Below are 19,177 nucleotides of genomic sequence, written 5' to 3'. Positions count from 1 at the left end.
ACGCCGATTCAGAACCCTTCGACCGGGCTGCCCCCCAGCCAGTGTCATTTCGAGAGGACTGAATCATGCACAACAGATTGGCCCTACTGACAAGTTCGATCCTGCTTGCGTCACTCTGTGGCGGCACGGCGCAGGCAGCACTCTACGCTGTAGACCCGGGTGTCCCTGGAGAGCGCCCCTACCCCCTCGATAGTGGGAACAAGACCGGCTACGCCGCCTGGTATCAGGACACCCATGGCCGGATCCTGGACCTGTGCCTGAGCAAGGCAGTCAGCTCTCGCACAGCACCCACACCCGGGGCGCCTGCGTACATGTGCGTCCTCAACCCGGCACCCGGGGAGTTTGATGACACCCAACCCGTCGTCTTTCCGACCAACTATCCCGATGAAACCTTCTGGTACGCCGCGGACGGCGCCATAACCGACGCTGCCAGTGGCATCGACCTGACCTACGTTGCGGCCATCGAAGCGGCGTTCAACGGCGAGATCGCGGACGGTCACCAACTGAGCTTCGCCCGTATCCGCATTCGCGTGGATGTTCCCGTAGCCGGCGTGTACACGGTGACCCACCCCTACGGCGTCGAAGTGTTCAACGTAACGCCCGAAGAGTTCGCCGACACCGGCGGCACCCGGGCAATCAACATGACCCGCGATATCGGCATCGGTCCATCCGGGGACTATACCGGCGCGCTGAAGGGTGACATCGGCCCCTTCCTGCGCAGTCTCAATGGCCCCTACACCGAGACCAACCCGGAAACCGGCCAGCAGGAGAAATTCATCGGCGACCCGAATCTGCAGGAGCAAGTGACTGGCAGCCCCTTCAATACCAACTACCTGCGTATCCAGGGTCCCAACGGCATCGATACTCGCAGCGACACATTCTCCGTTTCCGGCAAACTCAGCGCCGTGGATCTGCCTGCCCCAGCCTTGGTCAAGCGTGCCAGCTACTCACGGGGCAACTCCTCCGGTGGTGTGGTCGCGCATCAGGATGTCTTCACCATGGCTCCTCCGCCTCCCGGTACGGTCAACTTCCTGGACAGCACAGGCGCTACCGTGAGCATGACGGAAGCCAATTCGACCGGCAGCTGGTATGGCCAGTCGACAATCAATCCGTCGGTACCGGCGACTCTGCAAGTGACCGCCGACAACCACCTGGCGGTCCCTACCCTCCTGGCGCCAACCACCGTCCCCGTGCAACTGACCGATCTGGTCACCATCAGCCGCGCCGAATACAGCCGCAGTACCGGTCGACTGACCATCGAGGCCTCGACCAGCGACCGCATCACGCCGCCAAACCTGACCGCCTACGCCGGCAAGAGCGGTGCGCTGATCGGTGAACTTTCCGGCGGCGCCGACAAGTCGCTGTCGCCTAACGCCGGCACAGTCCCTCCGGCGACCATTCGGGTGACTTCGGCGAACGGCGGCAGCGATACAGAAGAAGTGGTCATCGTCCAGTGACCCATCCGAATTCGGATCAAGAGCCAGGAGGTAACATGAACAAGTGGCCACGTTTCATATTCAACACACTGAGCCTGTCCATCGCCATGGCAGGCGGTGCCAGCGCTGCCCTGCAGAGTTTCGATCCAGGACCCTACACCCTCGCCACCGGCCGGTTCCCGATGTGGTATCAGGACTTCAACAGCGTGAAGCTGGAGCTCTGCCTGTCCAAGACAGTCAGCTCCCGCGCACCGGGCACCCCTGACGCTCCCGGCTACATGTGTACCATTCCCGCCGAAGGCGGCTTCAATCCCGCCGAGCCCATCATCTTCCCCAATAACTGGCCAGGCGAAAGCTTCTGGTTCACCGCTGACGCCAGCGTCGGCGACAGAACCTACGGCATCGAGCAGTACGTCGCCGCACTGGAAGCGGTGGCCGGCGAAGGCGAGATCGTCGATGGGGAACAGCACAACTTCGCCCGCATCCGTATCCGCGCCGCCGTTCCCACCGCGGGTATGTACACCGTGCGCCATCCGTACGGGACCAAGGTGTACGTCGTCTCCACGACCGGGCGGCGGGCGATCAACGACACCAGTGATATCGGCATCGCCACGCTCAATTACTCGGGCGCCTTGCAAGGAGCACTCGGGCCGTTCCTGTACAGCGCGACCGCCCCCAATAGCCTGACCAATGAAGCCGGCACAGAGATCGCCCGCTACTTCACCGAAACCAACCCGGAAACCGGCCTGCAGGAAAAATTCGTCGGCGACCCAAACATCCCTGACCAGGTGCGCGGCAGCCCGATCCTTGATGAACAGGGCAACCCGCAGAACTATGTGGAGATCTCAGGTCCTGCGGGCACACTGCGCACCAATCTGCTCTCGATCTCAGGCAAGATCTACGACGACCGTACCCAGACGCCGGTGGAGGTGGAGCGCGTCACCTACCAGCGTGACAGCAACGGTTCGCAGGTCGAAATATTTGCCGACTCGTTCCGTACCAACAACAGTACCCAGGCAGTGGCGCCGGCTGCATCGACAGTGTGTTACCGCACCACTCTCATCCTCACCGGTACGCCACCGGGACCGTGCCTGCCTGGCGCGAATTTGTTGACGGATAACAACGGCTATTTCTACACCCACTTTACGACACCCGCCGCCCCGCCATCAGTGGTGGTGCTGACAGCAAGCGAATTGGGTGGAGCGAACAAACCCACCTCGGTATCACGCACGCCAGTCGATGTGGTGAAGGTCAGTACGGCTCGATACGACCCGGCCAATCACCGCCTGACCATCACCGCGAGTTCCAGCGACAAGGTCCTCAATCCCGGCCTCGTCGCCCAGGGATACGGTCCTCTGCCAGTAGATGGAACGCTGGTGGTCAATGATCTGACCCAGCCACCGGAAAGCGTTACAGTGAAATCGGCTGCTGGCGGAGCGGACAGTGAACCGGTGACCGTTACCGGCATCGTCGATGTCCCTTCCGACAACGAAAAACCCCTGGCCGTGGCGGATAACATCAGCACCAGTTCGGGCGTACCGATCACCATCAACGTGCTGGCCAATGACAGCGATCCCGACAACAACACTCCGCTGACCATCGGCAGCTTCGTACCGCCGGCGGCAGGCCAGGGTACGGTGACGCTCAATGGCACCACCAGCCTGACCTACACGCCACCGGCGACCAATGTCCCGCTGCAGGCGACCTTCAGCTACATCGCCCTCGACAACAAAGGCCTCGCATCGGAGCCAGCAACGGTCACGGTCAACGTGAGCCCGAACCAGGCACCTGTCGCCAATAACGACACCGCAGCCACCCAAGGTGGAACGCTGACGCTCAACGTATTGCTCAACGACGCCGACCCCGAAGGCAACGCCCCCTTGAGCGTCATCATCCTCACCCAGCCGGCGGCTGGCCAGGGCAGTGTCAGTACCGACGGCACGGTGGTGACCTACACCGCACCGCAGAACATCACGAGTGCCTTTTCCACCACCTTCACCTACCAGGTCCGGGATTCGCTCGGGGCACTCTCGGCACCGGCTACAGTCACCGTGCAGGTCACACCCTCGGTAACGCAGGAGAACTTGGTGCTGACCTCCGCCGTGGCCAGGGCGCGCGCTAACGACCGCTTCACCTGGGACCTGTCCGGGACAACCTCGGCCGTGGTCGGAAACACCATCACCGTTCAGGTCTCCACTGCCAGTGGCCTGGTTACGTTGGGCAGCACTGCAGTGCCGGTCACCGGCCGCTGGCGACTGTCGGCGACCACCACGACCGTAGTGCCGAGCGCCAACCCAACGGTCACGATCCGATCATCGCTTGGAACCGTGCGCACGGCACCGTTGGTGGTCCAGTAGCGACTCGCCCCACCTTCGTCACCGAAGGTGGGGCTTGAATCCACAGCCAGAACCGGACATACCCTCGGTATCTGGCCCCTACCCGCCACACTTAGTTGACCGATTCAAAATCCGCCAACTTGAAGGTCTTGTCGTTCATTTCTTCGGTCGGCCCATAGAACCGCATGGCCGGCAAAGGGCGTTTCCCAGCCGTTGGAATCCAGTTTGATTCCAGCCCTGCCGGAGCCTTGGGCCCCACGTAGATCGACACTCCGCCATCGGCGTTCTTTTTCATCTTGTCCAGGTCGTAGGAGGACAAGGTGGTGCGATTGCTATCGCTGTAGATGAACGACATCGTGGCTCGGTCATACACTGTCAATGCCCAAAACTGCTTGACCGGCATCTGAGCCGGAATATCCAGTTTGTACAGCTTGCCCGCCTCCAGCAGTTTTCCATCCTTGTCGGCCATGGCCATCATGTACTGCGTTGCAGGCGTATCGCTCAGGGTCTTGGGCATGTAGGTGCACCAGAAATACTCGGCGGCGCGGTTGATCAAGTCGACGCGTTTGTCATCGACGAACGAGAACGTCTTGTTGGCATCGGTCATCAGCAATGACGCGTAGTGCCGATCCGGCCAATACAGCCTGTCCTTGGGGAGGTTGTCGAACCACTGTTGCAGGTAGTACCAGGCATCGATGGCGGCCTGGCGCATGGCTCGTTTGGTGGTTGCGTCAGGCGTGAAGGGTTTGCCTTGCTCGATGCCAAGCGACGCCAGCATGCCCATCATGACCTTGTCCTGCGGTTTGACCGGTTCAACGCTGACGATGGCATGCAGGTCATCAAAAAAACGCTCGTCATAGAGCGGCAGGGTCGGATAACGCTGGTTGAGCGGGTCGAAAAAACGTTGCTTCGGCGGGCTTGCAGTCTCGGACAGGTAATACATGCGAAGCTTCTGGGCGTACTGATAGGCATCTGCCACGCTCTTGCCCGGGGCGGGAACAGAACGAAAGGCCAGGGCAATCCGATAGTTGGGCGAAGCGATGTGAATGTAGCCCTCGGGAATTTCACCTTGATAACCCGGTGGCGTGAAGAGCAGCTTGCCGCCTTTGCCCTTGTCCACGCCCGAGGGGCCGACATCGGCAATGGTCAGTTGCCAGGCATCGACGACCTGGCCGTAGACACTGCCCTCTGCCCCGGCAACCGGCACTTCCAGCACCACGGGGCCTTTGCGTAAATCGGTGAAGGCCGAGATATAGGGGGTAGTGCTGTTGGCGGTGATCGCTTCGAGTTTGGGCGTGGCCGTGGACGAATAGGCAATGATGTCATTGTCCTTGAGCCCAAGCTCATCGACAGCGGCGCGCCGAAAGCTGTAGATGGCGCTGGCGGGAATTCCCCATAACACCGCCTCGAAAGCACGCTGGTATTTGATCTGATAGTCGAAGTCGGATACCGATGCCTTGGCGTCCGCAGGCGGTTGCCCACCCTGCGGCAATGTTTCGGCCATTGCACCCGCCATGACCGTCAGCAGGCTTACGCCCGCGACGAACGCAGTACACGTCTTCATGCCCTATCCCCTGGCGTTCAATTGACCTTGTTCAGTTGCGGTAACTGCCACTTGCCCGACAGCACGTCCTCCGAAGGCTGGTACAGGCGCAACAGCACGTAGAACCCGCCTTCAGGTGCCGGCAACCAGTTGGCGGCATTCTCGCCATGCGGTTTTTCATGGGAAATGGGAATGGTGATCGAACCGTCAGCGGCGACTTTCAATCCTGGCGTATCGGTGCCGACCTTGTAGCGACCGATCTCGTTGTCGACCAGCATCTTGTCGCTGGCGTCGTACATGGTCAGCGACCAGAAGGCATTCACCGGCGGCGCTGAAGCCAGTTTGACCTCGTAATGATTGGCACCCGTCAGCGCTTGGTTCTTGCTGTCGGTGAAGCGGATCGGGTACATCGCCTCATGTTCACCCTGGCCGCCGAGATACGGCCCGGCCACCATGGCGCGCAGCGGGTAGTTGTAGCCGAAGCTGTCGAGGCCGGTCACCCAGTTCCAGCCGTTGCGAATCGACGATGTGCTGGCCAGCGACGCAATCGCCACGTACGGCGCATCTTTCAAACCGTCTTCCAGGCCCTTGCGTGTGGCCGGGTTCAGCTTGTCGGGTGAAAAGCCCTTGTCCGTCAGGCCGATTCGGGCGAACTGGGCAAACAGTGCGGCGTCAGCCGGTTTGACCGGATTGTCCTTGAGCGCCGCGGCCAGCTCCGTGAAGAAACCCAACGGATCATCACCTGTCTGCGGCAACGCGGCCAGCGTCTGATCGGTATGCGCCTTGCCACTCAATGGCTCGACGCTGAACTGCTTTTGCAGTGCCAGGATCGGCGCGACATCTTCGCCCTGCTTGACGTGAATTCGCCCCCACAGCCAGATTTTTTGGGTCGAGACGTCAAGGCGCTTGGCGTCCTTGGGCAGTTCACCCTTCCAGCCCGGCGGCACCAGCACGAACTTCCCGGCCTGGGTGCCGGTCGTGCGTCGGCCGACGTAGTGCTCAAGTTCCTGCCACATGTTGAATACATCGACCACGTAATAACGGTCGTGGGTATCGGGCACGGTCAACACGTAGGGCTCGGTGAGATCCAGCACCGCACTCATGTAGTAAGTGTCATTGTTGGCGGTGGGCATGTCCTTGGCGGACGGCGATGCCAACGAAGTCGCCCAGCCGATCCGGTTCAGCCCTGCGCGATAGCTGGTATCGGGCTTGGGTGATGGAACCTTGGTGTACTCACGCGCCACCCGCTCCATGCGAACCAAGGGATAGCCCCAGTTGTAAGCCGAGATCGCGAGGCTGTAGCCATCGGTGTGCATACCCTTCTCAACCACATCGGGTGTTGCGGGTGTGGTCAGCAGTAAATCCGGCGTGCTGGCCTGGGCGTGCATTGCGGTGCCGAGTGCGACACACAGCGGGAGGATACAAAATACGAGTTTGCGTGAGGCATTCATGGCGAGTGTCCTTTCACGAGGGGGTGCGACGGCCTGAAGCACCCGCCTGATGCTAAATGTCTGCAAGAACCCTAGGCACAGGGTTCGCTTCCGTCAAACCGCCTGCCTTGTGCCTTGGCTGCAACAACCACGCCGCCAGCGCCGGCAACAACAGGATCGCCCCGAACATGTTCACCAGGAACATGAACGCCAGCAGGATGCCCATGTCCGCCTGGAACTTCAGCGTCGAGAAAGCCCAGGTGGCCACCGACAAGGTCATGGTCACCGCCGTGAAGACCGACGCGGTGCCGCGCTGCTTGAGGGCCTCGACGAAGGCATCCTCCAGGCTCAGGTTGCGCTCATGCATCTCGTGCTTGATCCGCTCGAACAGGTAGATCCCATAGTCGACGCCGACGCCGACACCCAGCGCCACCACGGGCAAGGTGTTCACCTTGAGACCGATGCCCAGGGTCGCCATCAGCGCATTGCACAACACGGTGACCAGCGCCAGCGGCAGGATGATGCACAGGGTCACGCGCCAGGAACGGAACATCCACAGGCACAACAACGCCACCGAGGCAAACAGTGCGCTGTTGACGACCTTGTCGGCGGCATGCACCACTTCGTTGGTCGCCGCCATCACGCCGACGTTGCCCGAGGCCAGTTCAAAGGTGATGTCGTCGCTGTCGTAGGCGGCCTTGAAGGCCTTGATCCGGGTCATCAGCTCACTGATGGTGCCGGCCTGGTGATCCTTGGTGTAGATCGATACCGGAATGGCGTTGCAGGCGCTGTTCATGTACTCGGTGCCGCTGCGGGTGGCAAAGCCGATGCCCTGGGCGATCTGTGGAACCAGTTCCGGCAGCACATGCCACTTCAGATCAGTTTCGGCATAGGCCTGGGTGATGTTATTGACGAACGCCGTCAGGCTGCGCACCGAAGCGACGCCGTCGTCCTGGCGCAGGTAGAGTTCGAACTCTTCCAGGGGCGCCAGCACCTCGCGCTTCACGCAGGGGGTTTCATCACCCTTGGCCTTGGCGATGACCTGCAGCAGATCGACACCGGTTGCGAAGTGGCGGGTGATCATCGCCACGTCCTGGTTGTAGCGCGAATTTTCCCGAAGTTCCGGCACGCCGGCCCCGAGGTCGCCGACGTGCAGGTCCCGGGCGATGTACAGACCACCCACCATCAACAGCGCGCCCACCGACAAGGCGACCAGACTGCCGCGACGCGTCGCCAGCCGGCCCAGGCGCTCCCACAAGCCGCTGCCCAGGGTTTCCTTGCCGCGCAGTTTGTGCGCGTCCGCTGCTGACAGGCGCATGAAGGACAGCAGGATCGGCAACAGCATCTTGTTGGTGATGATCATTACCGAGACACCGAGCGTGGCCGTGATCGCCAGCTCGCGGACCATCTCGATGTCCACCAGCGCAATCACCATGAAGCCCAGGGCGTTGGCCAACAGCGCCACGGCGCCGGGGATGAACAGCTTCTGAAAGCAGTTGCGCGAGGCGGTGACGCCGTCGGCCCCGGCGAGGGTTTCCAGCTTCCAGGCGTTGGTCATCTGCACCGCATGGGACACGCCGATGGAGAAGATCAGGAACGGCACCAGAATCGACATCGGGTCCAGCCCCAGGCCGATCAGCGGCAAGATGCCCAGCAGCCACACCACCGGCACCACGGCACAAATCAGCGCCCAACCGGTCAGCATCAGCGAACCGCAGTACCAGTAAAGCAGTGCGGCCGTAATCACAAAGGCAACCACGAAAAACAGCAGCACGCCCGAAGCGCCTTCAGCGATATCGCCAATGGATTTGGCAAAGCCGATGATGTGGATGCTGACGTCGCCGCCCTGGTTGTCCTGGCGGATTTTTTCCAGCTGCGCCGCGACGTTTTGCAGGTCCAGCCGCTCACCGGTGACGGGGTCTTTTTCTTGCAACGTGGCGACCACCATGGCCGAGGACAGGTCATTGGACACGATGCGCCCGATCCAGTCCGACTTGAGCGTGCGCTCGCGCACCTGGGCCAACTGTTCGGGCCGCCCGGCATAGTCGGACGCCACCAGGTTGCCGCCGGTGAAGCCCTCCTCCACCACTTCCGTGTAGCGCACGTTGGAGGTGAACAGCGACGTCACCGAACTGCGCTCCACACCGTTGAGGAAGAACACCTCGTCCGAGACCTTGCGCAACACCGACATGGACCCCGGTGAGAAGATTTCACCCTTGTTGTTCTTCACTGCGATCAGGATCTTGTTGGCCCCGCCGAAGTCTTTTTGATACTTGAGGAAGGTGCCCATGTACTCATGGTGCAGCGGGATCATCTTGAAGAATCCGGCTTCCACCTTGAGGTTGGAGGCGCTGTAACCAAGGCCGAGGGTCAGCAGAATGAACAGGGCCAGCAGCGGCTTGCGCTGGTGGAAGATCCAGTACGAGACCTTGCCCACCAGGCCCCGGGAAAAGTCCTGGCGATCGAGCTGGTCGGCGTCGCGGATGAGTTCTTGCTGAGTCATGACTTCGCTCCCTTGGCGATGACGAGCTTGGCCAGTGAGGTGACGCCATGATCGCCCACGGCCAGGACCTGGCCATTGCCCAGTTGCACGCCTTGCGCGAGGCTGGCCTTGCTCGAACCGTTGATGGCGTGGAACGTCGCACCGTCATCGTCACTGGCCAGCACGATGCCGCCGTTACCCAAGGCGAGAATGCGCCCGTTGTCTTGTTGCAGGCTGCCATTGATGGCCAGGGTGGTTGCCGTTTCGATCTTGCTCCAGCTCTGCCCCTGGTCCACCGAGCGCCAGAGATTGCCGCGCATGCCATAGGCCAGCAGCGTGCCGGCGCGCGTTTGCAAGGCGCCGAAGAAACTGCCCTGGTAAGGGCTTTCCATGGCTTCCCAGGTCTGCCCCTGATCCAGCGAACGGGCCAGCGTGCCGCTTTCTCCCACCAGCAGCCACTGCCCTTGGGCCTTGAGGACCTGGGCGATGTGCCGATCGAAATCTTCACCCAATATCATCCGCCGCTGCCAACTCGCGCCGCCATCGTCGGATTCCAGATACACCCCGAATGCGCCCCAGGCCACCATGCGCCGGTCACCCATGGCTGCCACGCCCAGCAGCGACTCACCGCCGGTATCGGCCTCGACTGCCTGCCAGTGCAGCCCGCCATCGCCGGTGTGCAGCAGCGCACCGCCATGCCCCACTGCCGCGCCTTCTTGCGCGGAGGCAAACGCCACCGCCGTCAGGGTTCGCGTCACCGGGGTACGCAGGCTGTGCCAGCCCTGCCCGTGGTCATCGGAATACAACACCACGCCACGCTCGCCGACGGCGACCAGGCGCTCACCGGCCTTTTCCAGGTCGAGCAGCAGCACTTTGTCGGCGGCGATGGGATAGTCGAGTGCCGGCGCCTGGGCGAATGCCGCTGGCAAGGCAGCGAGCGCCCAGAGCGCCAGGGCCAGTGAAGGCAGGCGATGAGAGAACATAAGGGGTATCCACCAAGAGAGAAATCGAATGCCCCCGCGCGCGATTCACGCCACGCGCGGGGTCCTGGACTCAGCGACCGAGACGGCGCAGGGCGTCGGCCTGGAAGTCGACGAAGCGACCCTTCGCACCGAACTTCCAGGGGGATTTTTCCTGGTTGGACAAGCCGGCCATGTAGTAACTGCCATTGCTCAGGTCGTGCCAGATGTTGGCCGCGTACCAAGGCACCTGGGCGTCGTAGTACTGGATCAGCGGATGCACGCCGACACGCCACAACGAACCACGGGTGTCGTAGGCATCAGTGGCCAGTACCGACCAGGAGTCCTCGTCCAGGTAGAAGGAGCGCTTGCCGTAGACGTGCTTGGCGTCCGGGCGCAAGGTGGCCTCCACGACCCAGACGCGGTGCAGTTCATAGCGCATCAGGTCCGGATTGGGCGTGCCGGGGGTCAGGATGTCCTTGTACGGGATCTGTTTGTTGCCCAGCTTGTAGTCGTTGTAGGCAACGTACATTTCCTTCTTGCCCACCAGCTTCCAGTCAAAGCGATCCGGAGCCCCGTTGAAGGCGTCGAAATCGTCGGTCACGCGCAGGCCTTCGGTACCGTCGTTGACGTTGTCGTAGGCCAGGTCCGGGGCACGCCGCACACGGCGCTGGCCGACGTTGTAGATCCAGGCCGAACGCACTTCCGCGACCTGGTCGATGGGTTCCTGGACCAGTTGAATGGTGCCGGCCAGGGTGGCTGGCGACAGGAAGCGCGCGGTGTAGTTGAGCAGCCGGTTGGGCGACGACTTGTCCATGTTGGTGTCGAACACCCGGCTCTCGAGCACCTTCACGTCGTAGAAGTCACCGCTGGGGCGAACCGGGAACGAGCTGTAGGTGCGTTCCAGGCCACCACCGAGGTAGCGCACGGTGTGGTTCCAGATCGCTTCGAGGCCGTTCTTCGGGATCGGGAACGGCGTGGTCGTGCCATTGAGGTTGGCCAGGCCAAAACCATTGAGTTCGGCATTGACCGCTTCAGCCTTGACCTTGGCGGCGATGCCGGCCGGCACGGTCGCGGTGCGATGCGTCGGGTACACGGGCATCTGGAAGTTCGGGTATTTGGCGAACAACGCCTGCATGCCGGGGGTGACCTTGTCCTTGTATTGGCCAAGGTTCTGCGCGGTGATGGTGAACAGCGGTTTTTCCGCGGCGAACGGGTCGGTGTAGCCCTTGTCCGCCGACCAACCGGCCGGCGGTTGTGCAAGGCCACCGGTGTAGGCCGGGATAGTACCGTCGGCGTTGCCTTTCATTTCGCCACCCAGCGGCGTCAGGTCGGAACCCAGTTTCGCGGCTTCGTCGGCGCTGATCTTGGCGCTGGCCGGACCACTGAGGCTGAACATCACTGCACTGGCAAGGGCGGTCAGGAGAACGCCCCGGTTCGATATTTTCATCGTTGAGTACCTCTTATTCTTGTTAGAAGCTGTAGCTGTAACTGGCGGCGAAGAAATCGTGGTCGCGCAGCGGGTCGTATTCAGCGGCGTTGTCGAACGTGACGTAGCTCAGGTCGACCTTGTGCTGCTTGTTGTAGTCGAAGCTCACGCCGACACTTTCGGTGAGGCGGCCTTCGTTGAACTGCCCGTCCATGGACACCCCTTCCACGTCCTGACCGAGGAACACGAACGGCGACGCGGTCACCGAGGTGCCAAGGAAGTTGGAGTAGTCCAGTTGTCCACGCAGGCGATAACCCCACGAGAAATCGGTGATGTAGCCATCGTTCTTCGCGCCATCGGGTTGGGTGTTGCCCAGCGACCCCAGGGCACCGGTGCTCGGCGAGGCACCGAAGCCGAAGATGAAGGCGCGACCGTAACGCTCGTTGTCCTTGAAGTCGGGCACGTTGTTCCACTGGAAGCCCACTTCACCGACCACCGTCAGGTTCTCTGCACCCAGCACGTTGGGGATCAGGTTCACGGCGTTGAATTGCAGCTGGGTTTTCTCGAAGCGGTTCCAGCCTTCGGTGAAGGCCACGCGCTGACCGACCACCGACTGCTGCAGTTGCGCCAGCGGACCCACACCGCCCAGCGCGCCGTTGAGCAGGTCGGCACCGTTGAGTTGCACGGGCTGGTTGGGCGAGTGGCTCAGCTCACCGGCCAGCGACCAGCCTTTGACCGTGGTGGTGAAACTGATGCCGTACAGGCGGATGTCTTCCGGGTACTCCCAGCTCGGACCGATGCCGCGCAATGCACCGCCGGCCGGAGCGTTGGGGAACTCATCAGGCACTTTTGGCGCGCTGTTGCGAATGGCCAGGTACGGCGTGCGCGAGTGGTAGTTCATGTAGTAAATGCCCAGCTCGCCATCCAGCGCGTCCACCGGAATGCGGAAGGCCAGGCCCCATTGGCCGCTGTCCTTGGGGTCCTTGCCTTTGTTCAAGGGCAAGTAGGCGCCGGCGTTGATCGCCTGGGCCGAGGTCAACGTATTGGGATTGCCCAGGGTGATGCCGACATCACAACTGCCCCCATCCCGGGCAATCGCGGTTTCAGTCACCGACCAGTAATGGCCGCACCCTTCCACTGCCGTATTTTCGTACTTGAGCTGATAGAAACCTTCCATGGAAATGCCCGCCGGCAAGCCAAGGTTGAAGTAGCCCATCCACAGTGGAATCAGCGCTTCCTTGAGTTCGGTGCCCGGGCGACGCAAGGCCGGAACGTCCAGCGGGTTGATCTGGTTCAGGCCCTGGATGTAGAGGCTTTCACCCCAGTTCACCACCTGGCGACCCAGGCGCACCTGCAGCGGTGATTCATCGATGTAGAAGGTGTTGTAGACGTAGGCGTCGAGCAGGTAGATGCCCTTGTACTTTTGCAGGTCCTCATAACCGCGATCCGACAGCGGCGAGTCCTTCTTGTAGCCGTTGGAGATGCTGCCCAGGTTGACGTCTTCGTCTTCCAGCGCTTGGTCATACCAACCCTTGACCCGCACCAGCCCACCCATGTCGCCGTTGCGCAGCGAGACATCGGTGACGAACTTGCCAATGCTGGAAAAACGGTCGCCCTTGTCGTAGTTCAGGTTGCCCGGATCAATCCGCCCGGCAAGCCCGCCCTGCTTGCCGACCGAGCGCCCGTTGGCGCCGGAATACAATTTGTTGTCGGCGTCTTCGGCCCGCCATTGCGAACCGACCGACAGCGTGGTGTTCCACTCCCCTTGCCACGCTTCACCGACGTCGAAGGTGACGGCGTGTGCACTGGCGGCGGCAGACACAGACACTGCAATCGCCAACGGTTTCAAACGAGACACAAGCTTATTGTTGTTATGCGGCATCGCTGACCTCTATGGGAATCGCCCTTTTGCCGGCGTGTGTGGCGGTGTCCACGGCACGTCGGCAGAGCTTTATTGTTGAGATGATTATGGGAAGTCAGAGAAGCCATTCTTGACATTTGACGACAGGAATTTGGCTTTACACGCGTGCGGCGAAAAAGACTGCCGAGCGGGCAACGGAACGAAAAAGGCCCGCAGGCCAAAGGAAATGGACTGCGGGCCTGTACTGGATTGGATCAATCTGCAAACCCGGGTCGGCTGTCCGTCAACCTGTGACTACCTCCATCGTCGGGATGCTCGTGCGCGGTGTACATATCCATTGCTGCGATAACGGCCACTATTGGTTCCGCTTTTACAGCGGGTTACTTGGAAAAGCGCCAAGTAACCAAGCGCTCTTGCCCCACCACTCGGTGCCTCGCTAGGGCTCGGCATGCCGTAACGAAGGCATTGCTCCGTGGGTCGCCGCGATGGGCCATCCTTGGCCCAGCGCGGCTAAACCGGCGTCCTGCCGGTTTCCCCACTGCGCAATGCCTGCGTTTGGCCATCGTGGTTTAACGGGGCGCCCAGATCAAAAACAAAAGCGAGGCGGCCTTAAAGCCGACCTGACTTTTACGGGTGTACCTGATCCCCTGTAGGAGCCAGGCTTGCCGGCGAAGAACGATAACGCGGTACAACAGGTACACCGCAGCGCCTGGTTCGCCGGCAAGCCTGGCTCCTACAGGGAATTGCGTACGGCTCCCGATCAGGTCGGCTTTAAGGCCGCCTCGCTTTTGCGTTTGATATTGATCTGGCTTTTGATTTTCTTGCCCCATCGAGAGGCCGAGTGGAGGTTCTGCGCAGTGGGTAAACCGGCATGGATGCCGGTTTAGCCGCGCTGGGCCATGGATGGCCCATCGCGGCGACCCACGGAGCAGGACCGGAGCGAGGGCATGGCGAGCCATAGCGAGCCACCGAACGCCAGGGGCAAGAGCCCTTGGTTACTTGGGGCTCTTCCAAGTGACTCGCCGTAAGGGCGAAACCATAAGTGGCCGTTACCGCAGGAACGGATATGTACACCGTCCAAAAACAGGTCGCCTGACCTTCGCGACAGGCTCGCTCCTACAGGGTTTCGCCTGGTTCATTGCTTGGCGCGATTGAGGAAATCCTGCACCAGATTCGACATGTCGTAGCTTTTTCCGCCTTGCACCGGCGGGTACTCGGCGAGGGTCTTCAAGTGCGCGCCGATGATTTCGCCCACGGGCTGAATCAGCCACGAGACCTTTTGCAGCAGATGCCCGTAGGAATCCTTGTTGTCGTAGCTCTCGAACGGGTCCATGCGCAGGTTGAACACCAGCGGCACGGTGCGCGGCACCAGGTTGGCGTAATAGTCTTCCTTGGTCGACAGGTGGAATTTCCAGGGCCCCAGGCGGACGGCGGTCAACTTGCTTTCGTAATAGTAAAACAGGCTGTTGCGTGCCGAGTCCTTGGCTTCGCCCTTCCAGTAAGGCAGGTTGTTGACCCCGTCGATGTACTGCTTTTTCTCCTGCTTGAGGTCGGCAGCGACATCCTTGACGCCGGCCGCGGCCGCCAGGCTGGTGAACATGTCCATGTGCGCCTGGATACCGTTGAGCACCTGGCCAGGCTTGATCACACCAGGCCAACGCAGCATCGAGATGACCCGCACACCACCCTCGTAGGTGGACATTTTCTCGCTGCGAAACGGCGTCGTCCCACCGTGCGGCCAGGAGGAATGCTCGGGGCCGTTGTCGGTGGAGTACCAGACGATGGTGTTCTCATCCAGGCCGTTGTCCTTGAGGAAATCGAGAATCTGGCCGACGTCATGATCGTGCTGCAGCATGCCTGAGCCATACAGGTCGCCTTCGGAGCTGTACTTCTCCGCGGCATAGCGCCATTTGTCATTGAGGCGCGTGTAGAGGTGCATGCGCGAGGTGTTCATCCAGACGAAGAACGGTTTGTCCGCCGCCTTGGCTTGCTTCATGAAGCCCATGGCCTTGGTCGCGACCTCCTCTTCATCGAACATCTCCATGCGCTTCTGGGTCAGCGGACCGGTGTCCTCGATGGTCTGTTTGCCGACCCGGCCGAAGCGCGGATCTTGCGTGGCGTCATCGGTATTGCTGGCATGGGAATGCAGGACGCCCCGGGTACCGAACTTGCCCTCATAGGCTTCAAGGCTCCCGGAATAGGCCTTGGCGAAATTCTGGAAATCACGCTGCTCGGATTCTTCCTGGGTATTGAGGTGGTACAGGTTGCCGAAGAATTCATCGAAGCCATGGACCGTGGGCAAATGCTCGTTGCGATCGCCCAGGTGGTTCTTGCCAAACTGGCCGGTGGCATACCCGGCCTTCTTCAACACCTCGGCCAGGCTCGGTGAAGCCGCCTGCAAGCCCAGTTTGTCCCCCGGCTGGCCGACCGTGGTCATCCCGGAACGAATCGGATACTGGCCGGTGATGAACGCGGCGCGTCCCGCCGTGCAGGACGGTTGTCCGTAGTGATCGGTGAAACGGATGCCTTCGGCGCCGATGCTGTCGATGCTCGGCGTGGTGTAGCCCATGGTGCCCATGCCGTAGGCACTGACGTTCTGCCAGCCGATGTCGTCGCCCCAGATCACCAGGATGTTGGGTTTCTTGTCGGCCGCCGCCACCGAAGCGCTCGTCACGATGAGTGACACAGCCGCCATCAGGGGCCACAGCAGGCCTTTACAGATCTTGAATTTCATCATGTTTGCTTCCCGCAATTACCTGCAACGAACGACCCTGGCGGGTCATTCGAACGTGATCATCACCTTGGCTTGTTCATCGGGTTTGCTCAGCGCCGCGAACGCCTCGGCCACGCCATCGAGCCCGACGGTCGAGGTGATCAGCGGCGAGGCGTCGAACTTCTGCTCGGCCAGGTCGTACAAGGTCCGCGCGAACTCTTCGCCGTTGTAGCCATAGGCGAAGCTGATGTTCATTTCCTTGGCGATGCCGACCATCGGTTCAATCCGGTCCGACTCCATGCACACACCCACCACCATCAGGCGGCTGCGCGGCGGTGCGCTCTGCAACACTTGCTGGATCAGGCCCGGAATGCCGACGCATTCGAAGATCACGCAGGGCTTGGGCTGCGGCCCCAGGCCGTACATGGCCTGCGGGCCCTTGATGTCATAACCGGCCGGCGCCGCCACCTCGACCCAGGACTGGTACGGGGACTGCTCGGCGGGATTGACCACCAGGTCGGCGCCCATTTTTTCCGCCAGTGCACGACGTTTCGGCGAGAAGTCGGAAGCCACCACCGGCCCTATGCCACGGGACTTGAGCACGGCGATCATGGCCAGGCCAATCGGGCCGCAACCGATCACGATCGGCACTTCATCACCTTCCAGCCGGGCCCGGTTGACCGCGTGAACGGCAACCGACATCGGCTCTGTCAGCGCCGCCAGGTGCGCCGGTAAATCACCCGGCACCGGCACCAGCAAGCCTTCGGCAAGCAGCATCTGCTCGCCATAGCCGCCCGGATAACCATTGGAAAAACCGACATGCTCAAAGCCGTTGCGGTTGAAGATGAACGGCATCGAACACACACGCGTGCCGACCTTGAGCTGTTTGTCGCTGCCCGGTCCATGGTCGAGGATTTCGCCACAGAACTCGTGGCCGAACACCACGTCCTGGCCGGCGTCGAAGTCGACCGGAATACCGCTGCGCTTGAAGTTGCCGAGCACATGCTCGCAATGGTGGAACATGTGCAAGTCCGAGCCACAGATGCCGCAGGCCAGGGTCTTGACCAGCACTTCGCCGGCCGCAGGCGTTGGCGCCTTGAGCGTGTCGACCAGCAGTTGTTTGTCGCGCATCACTACCGCTTTCATGGGGCGTCTCTCTTGTCATTATCGGGGTGGGATTGACCTGGGCCTGGCCGTCAGCTGATCTGGCCGCTTTCACGCAACCAGGCTTCGGAGCGGCGCAAGCCTTCCTCCAGATCGACCTTGGGTTGGTAACCGAGCACCTGTTGAGCCTTGGCGATGGACACGCCACCTTTGCGGGCGAACATGTACATGGTGTCCGGCGCGACTTCGCCCTGCTTCTTGAGCAGGCGATTCACCGTCCAGAGCACATGGGTGATTGCCACTGCCACGCACAGTGGCAAGGTGTGTGGCGTGCCGTTGCGCCCGGCCCAGCGCCAGTGGCTGGAGAAAAACGTCTTGCAGCTGACGGCATGGCTGGCGCTGATATGGAAGATCTGGCCGATGGCTTGAGGCAAACCGGCGGCCAACATGACGCCATCGAGCAGGTCGTCGATGTACACCGGGGTGAAGATGCCCTTGCCGCCATTGGGCAGGATCAGCGCGCCGGCCTTGGCCATCTTCATCGGCTCACTGAGCCAGGCTCGCGAACCTGGGCCATAGACATCGCCCGGACGCACGATGGTGCAATCGATCTCCCCCGCCGCATGCGCCGCCAGCACCACGTGCTCGCTCGCGCCCTTGGCCACGCCATAGCGATAGTGATTGCCGATCACCACGTCGCTGCGCTCATCGGCCTCGCCCTGGTAGTCCCAGCCGAGGGCGGCGATCGAGGAAAACTGCACGAACCGCTTGGCGCCACCGGCAATGGCGACATCCAGGCAGTTGCGTACGCCTTGCACCGAGACGTCGCGGTACAGCTTCCAGGACGCGGCGAGCGACACCACCGCGGCGGTGTTGATGAACAGCTCGCAACCGGCGGCGTGCCCGGCCCAGCCTTTCGGCCGGGTCAGGTCACCGGCCACGATGTCGTTGGCCGGGTCGGCAATCAGGTCCATGCCGCGTACTTGCGCGCCGAGCGCCTTGTAGCGCGCCGCCAGGGCACGGCCGATGAAACCGCTGGCCCCGGTGATGAAAACGGAGCGTGGAACCTCGGGGGTTTGTCCCGCGCTACCGGTGGGCATCGTGACGTCAGTCATAAAATGTCCTTGGGCAATGACCCACGCGCACAGGCGCCAACCGCGCTGAATACCGTGCAGGTGGGAACGACCGGATAAGAAGTGTCACCCGCCCAAGGCAGGTGACCAGGGTGGTTATCGCGCGCGCGTGGTGTAGTCGGCGGCGCGTGGCGTGATGTACTTCGCAGGTTCCAGGCCGCGTTCGCGCACCAGGTGATCGAACAGATGCATGATGTCGCTGGCGTCCATCAGGCCGAGGTAGTTGCCTTCGCTGTCGAAATTCACATTGGCGCCGTGGACCACCATGACGGTATCGGTCGGCTCGGTGTTGGTGGTCGGGACCATGAACTGGTGGATCGAACCACCCGGCTCGAACAGGTAGCTGCCGGCCGTCTGCGGCTGGTCCGGATACTCGACGTAGTTCCATCGGCCGGTGAGGGTGAAAAAGTGCACGGTGCCGGTGTGATAGTGACGCGGCAGGACTACGCCCGGCTGGAACACCACGCGCAGCACCCAGATGCCGGCGCTTGGGTCGAGAAACAGTGGCTGCACGTCAACGCCCGGCACGCCCGGCAAGGCGTCTTTGTACATCGGCAGCTCGTTGGTGTTCAGGGTCAACAGGTCTTTGTGTTCGTGGACTTGATGGGGCATCGCCATTTTCTTGTTCTCCTGATGATTGGCTTCGGATCACGATCGGATCAGTCCACATGCTGCATCAGGCGCTTGGTGAAAATTTGACATTTGACGCCTGCAATCTTTCAATACGCGACAAAGCGAGGGGGAGCCGACA

12 protein-coding genes are annotated in these 19,177 nt (G+C 61.6%); 2 read left to right on the top strand and 10 right to left on the bottom strand.

Annotation, left to right across the window (positions count from 1 at the left end; all coding sequences use genetic code 11):
- Nucleotides 1-65: 65 nt before the first annotated feature.
- The gene (locus OH720_RS10060) at nt 66-1,457 is read left to right on the top strand and encodes a hypothetical protein (protein WP_272605471.1); all 1,392 of its coding nucleotides are present in this window, start codon (nt 66-68) and stop codon (nt 1,455-1,457) included.
- A 35-nt stretch (nt 1,458-1,492) separates the two neighbouring features.
- Nucleotides 1,493-3,793 (top strand): Ig-like domain-containing protein, encoded by a 2,301-nt coding sequence (locus OH720_RS10055; RefSeq protein ID WP_272605470.1) that lies wholly within the window; start codon nt 1,493-1,495, stop codon nt 3,791-3,793.
- A 91-nt stretch (nt 3,794-3,884) separates the two neighbouring features.
- Here the strand turns inward: OH720_RS10055 and OH720_RS10050 are convergent, their stop codons facing one another.
- The 10 genes from OH720_RS10050 to OH720_RS10005 form a co-directional block, all read right to left on the bottom strand.
- A complete protein-coding gene (locus OH720_RS10050) occupies nt 3,885-5,336 on the bottom strand; it encodes a DUF1254 domain-containing protein (RefSeq protein ID WP_272605469.1) in 1,452 nt (483 codons plus the stop codon).
- A 17-nt stretch (nt 5,337-5,353) separates the two neighbouring features.
- The gene (locus tag OH720_RS10045; RefSeq protein ID WP_272605468.1) at nt 5,354-6,766 is read right to left on the bottom strand and encodes a DUF1254 domain-containing protein; all 1,413 of its coding nucleotides are present in this window, start codon (nt 6,764-6,766) and stop codon (nt 5,354-5,356) included.
- A 52-nt stretch (nt 6,767-6,818) separates the two neighbouring features.
- Nucleotides 6,819-9,248, bottom strand: a complete 2,430-nt coding sequence (locus OH720_RS10040) for an efflux RND transporter permease subunit (RefSeq protein ID WP_272605467.1) — start codon at nt 9,246-9,248, stop codon at nt 6,819-6,821.
- A complete protein-coding gene (locus OH720_RS10035) occupies nt 9,245-10,210 on the bottom strand; it encodes a WD40/YVTN/BNR-like repeat-containing protein (RefSeq protein WP_272605466.1) in 966 nt (321 codons plus the stop codon). The genes OH720_RS10040 and OH720_RS10035 overlap by 4 nt, the downstream gene beginning before the upstream one ends.
- Before the next feature lie 70 nt (nt 10,211-10,280).
- Nucleotides 10,281-11,636, bottom strand: coding sequence for a DUF1329 domain-containing protein (locus OH720_RS10030; protein ID WP_272605465.1), 1,356 nt, complete (start codon nt 11,634-11,636; stop codon nt 10,281-10,283).
- Between the two features lie 22 nt (nt 11,637-11,658).
- Nucleotides 11,659-13,443 carry a DUF1302 domain-containing protein gene (locus tag OH720_RS10025; RefSeq protein WP_272605464.1) on the bottom strand — a complete coding sequence of 595 codons (1,785 nt, stop codon included), beginning with the start codon at nt 13,441-13,443 and terminating at the stop codon, nt 11,659-11,661.
- A gap of 1,168 nt (nt 13,444-14,611) precedes the next feature.
- Nucleotides 14,612-16,213 carry an arylsulfatase gene (locus tag OH720_RS10020; protein WP_272605463.1) on the bottom strand — a complete coding sequence of 534 codons (1,602 nt, stop codon included), beginning with the start codon at nt 16,211-16,213 and terminating at the stop codon, nt 14,612-14,614.
- Between the two features lie 42 nt (nt 16,214-16,255).
- Complete coding sequence (locus OH720_RS10015; RefSeq protein ID WP_272605462.1) at nt 16,256-17,335, bottom strand: zinc-binding dehydrogenase; 1,080 nt, start codon at nt 17,333-17,335, stop codon at nt 16,256-16,258.
- Nucleotides 17,336-17,385: 50 nt separating this feature from the next.
- Entirely contained in the window at nt 17,386-18,408 is a 1,023-nt protein-coding gene (locus tag OH720_RS10010; protein WP_272605461.1) for an NAD-dependent epimerase/dehydratase family protein, read from the bottom strand.
- Nucleotides 18,409-18,522: 114 nt separating this feature from the next.
- Nucleotides 18,523-19,044 (bottom strand): 2,4'-dihydroxyacetophenone dioxygenase family protein, encoded by a 522-nt coding sequence (locus tag OH720_RS10005; protein WP_272605460.1) that lies wholly within the window; start codon nt 19,042-19,044, stop codon nt 18,523-18,525.
- Between the last annotated feature and the right edge of the window lie 133 nt (nt 19,045-19,177).

The sequence above is a fragment of the Pseudomonas sp. WJP1 genome (genome assembly GCF_028471945.1).
In the GTDB taxonomy this organism is placed as follows: Bacteria; Pseudomonadota; Gammaproteobacteria; order Pseudomonadales; family Pseudomonadaceae; genus Aquipseudomonas.
Note: the sequence above shows the minus strand (reverse complement) of the source record. Positions and strands in the feature narration are given on the sequence as shown.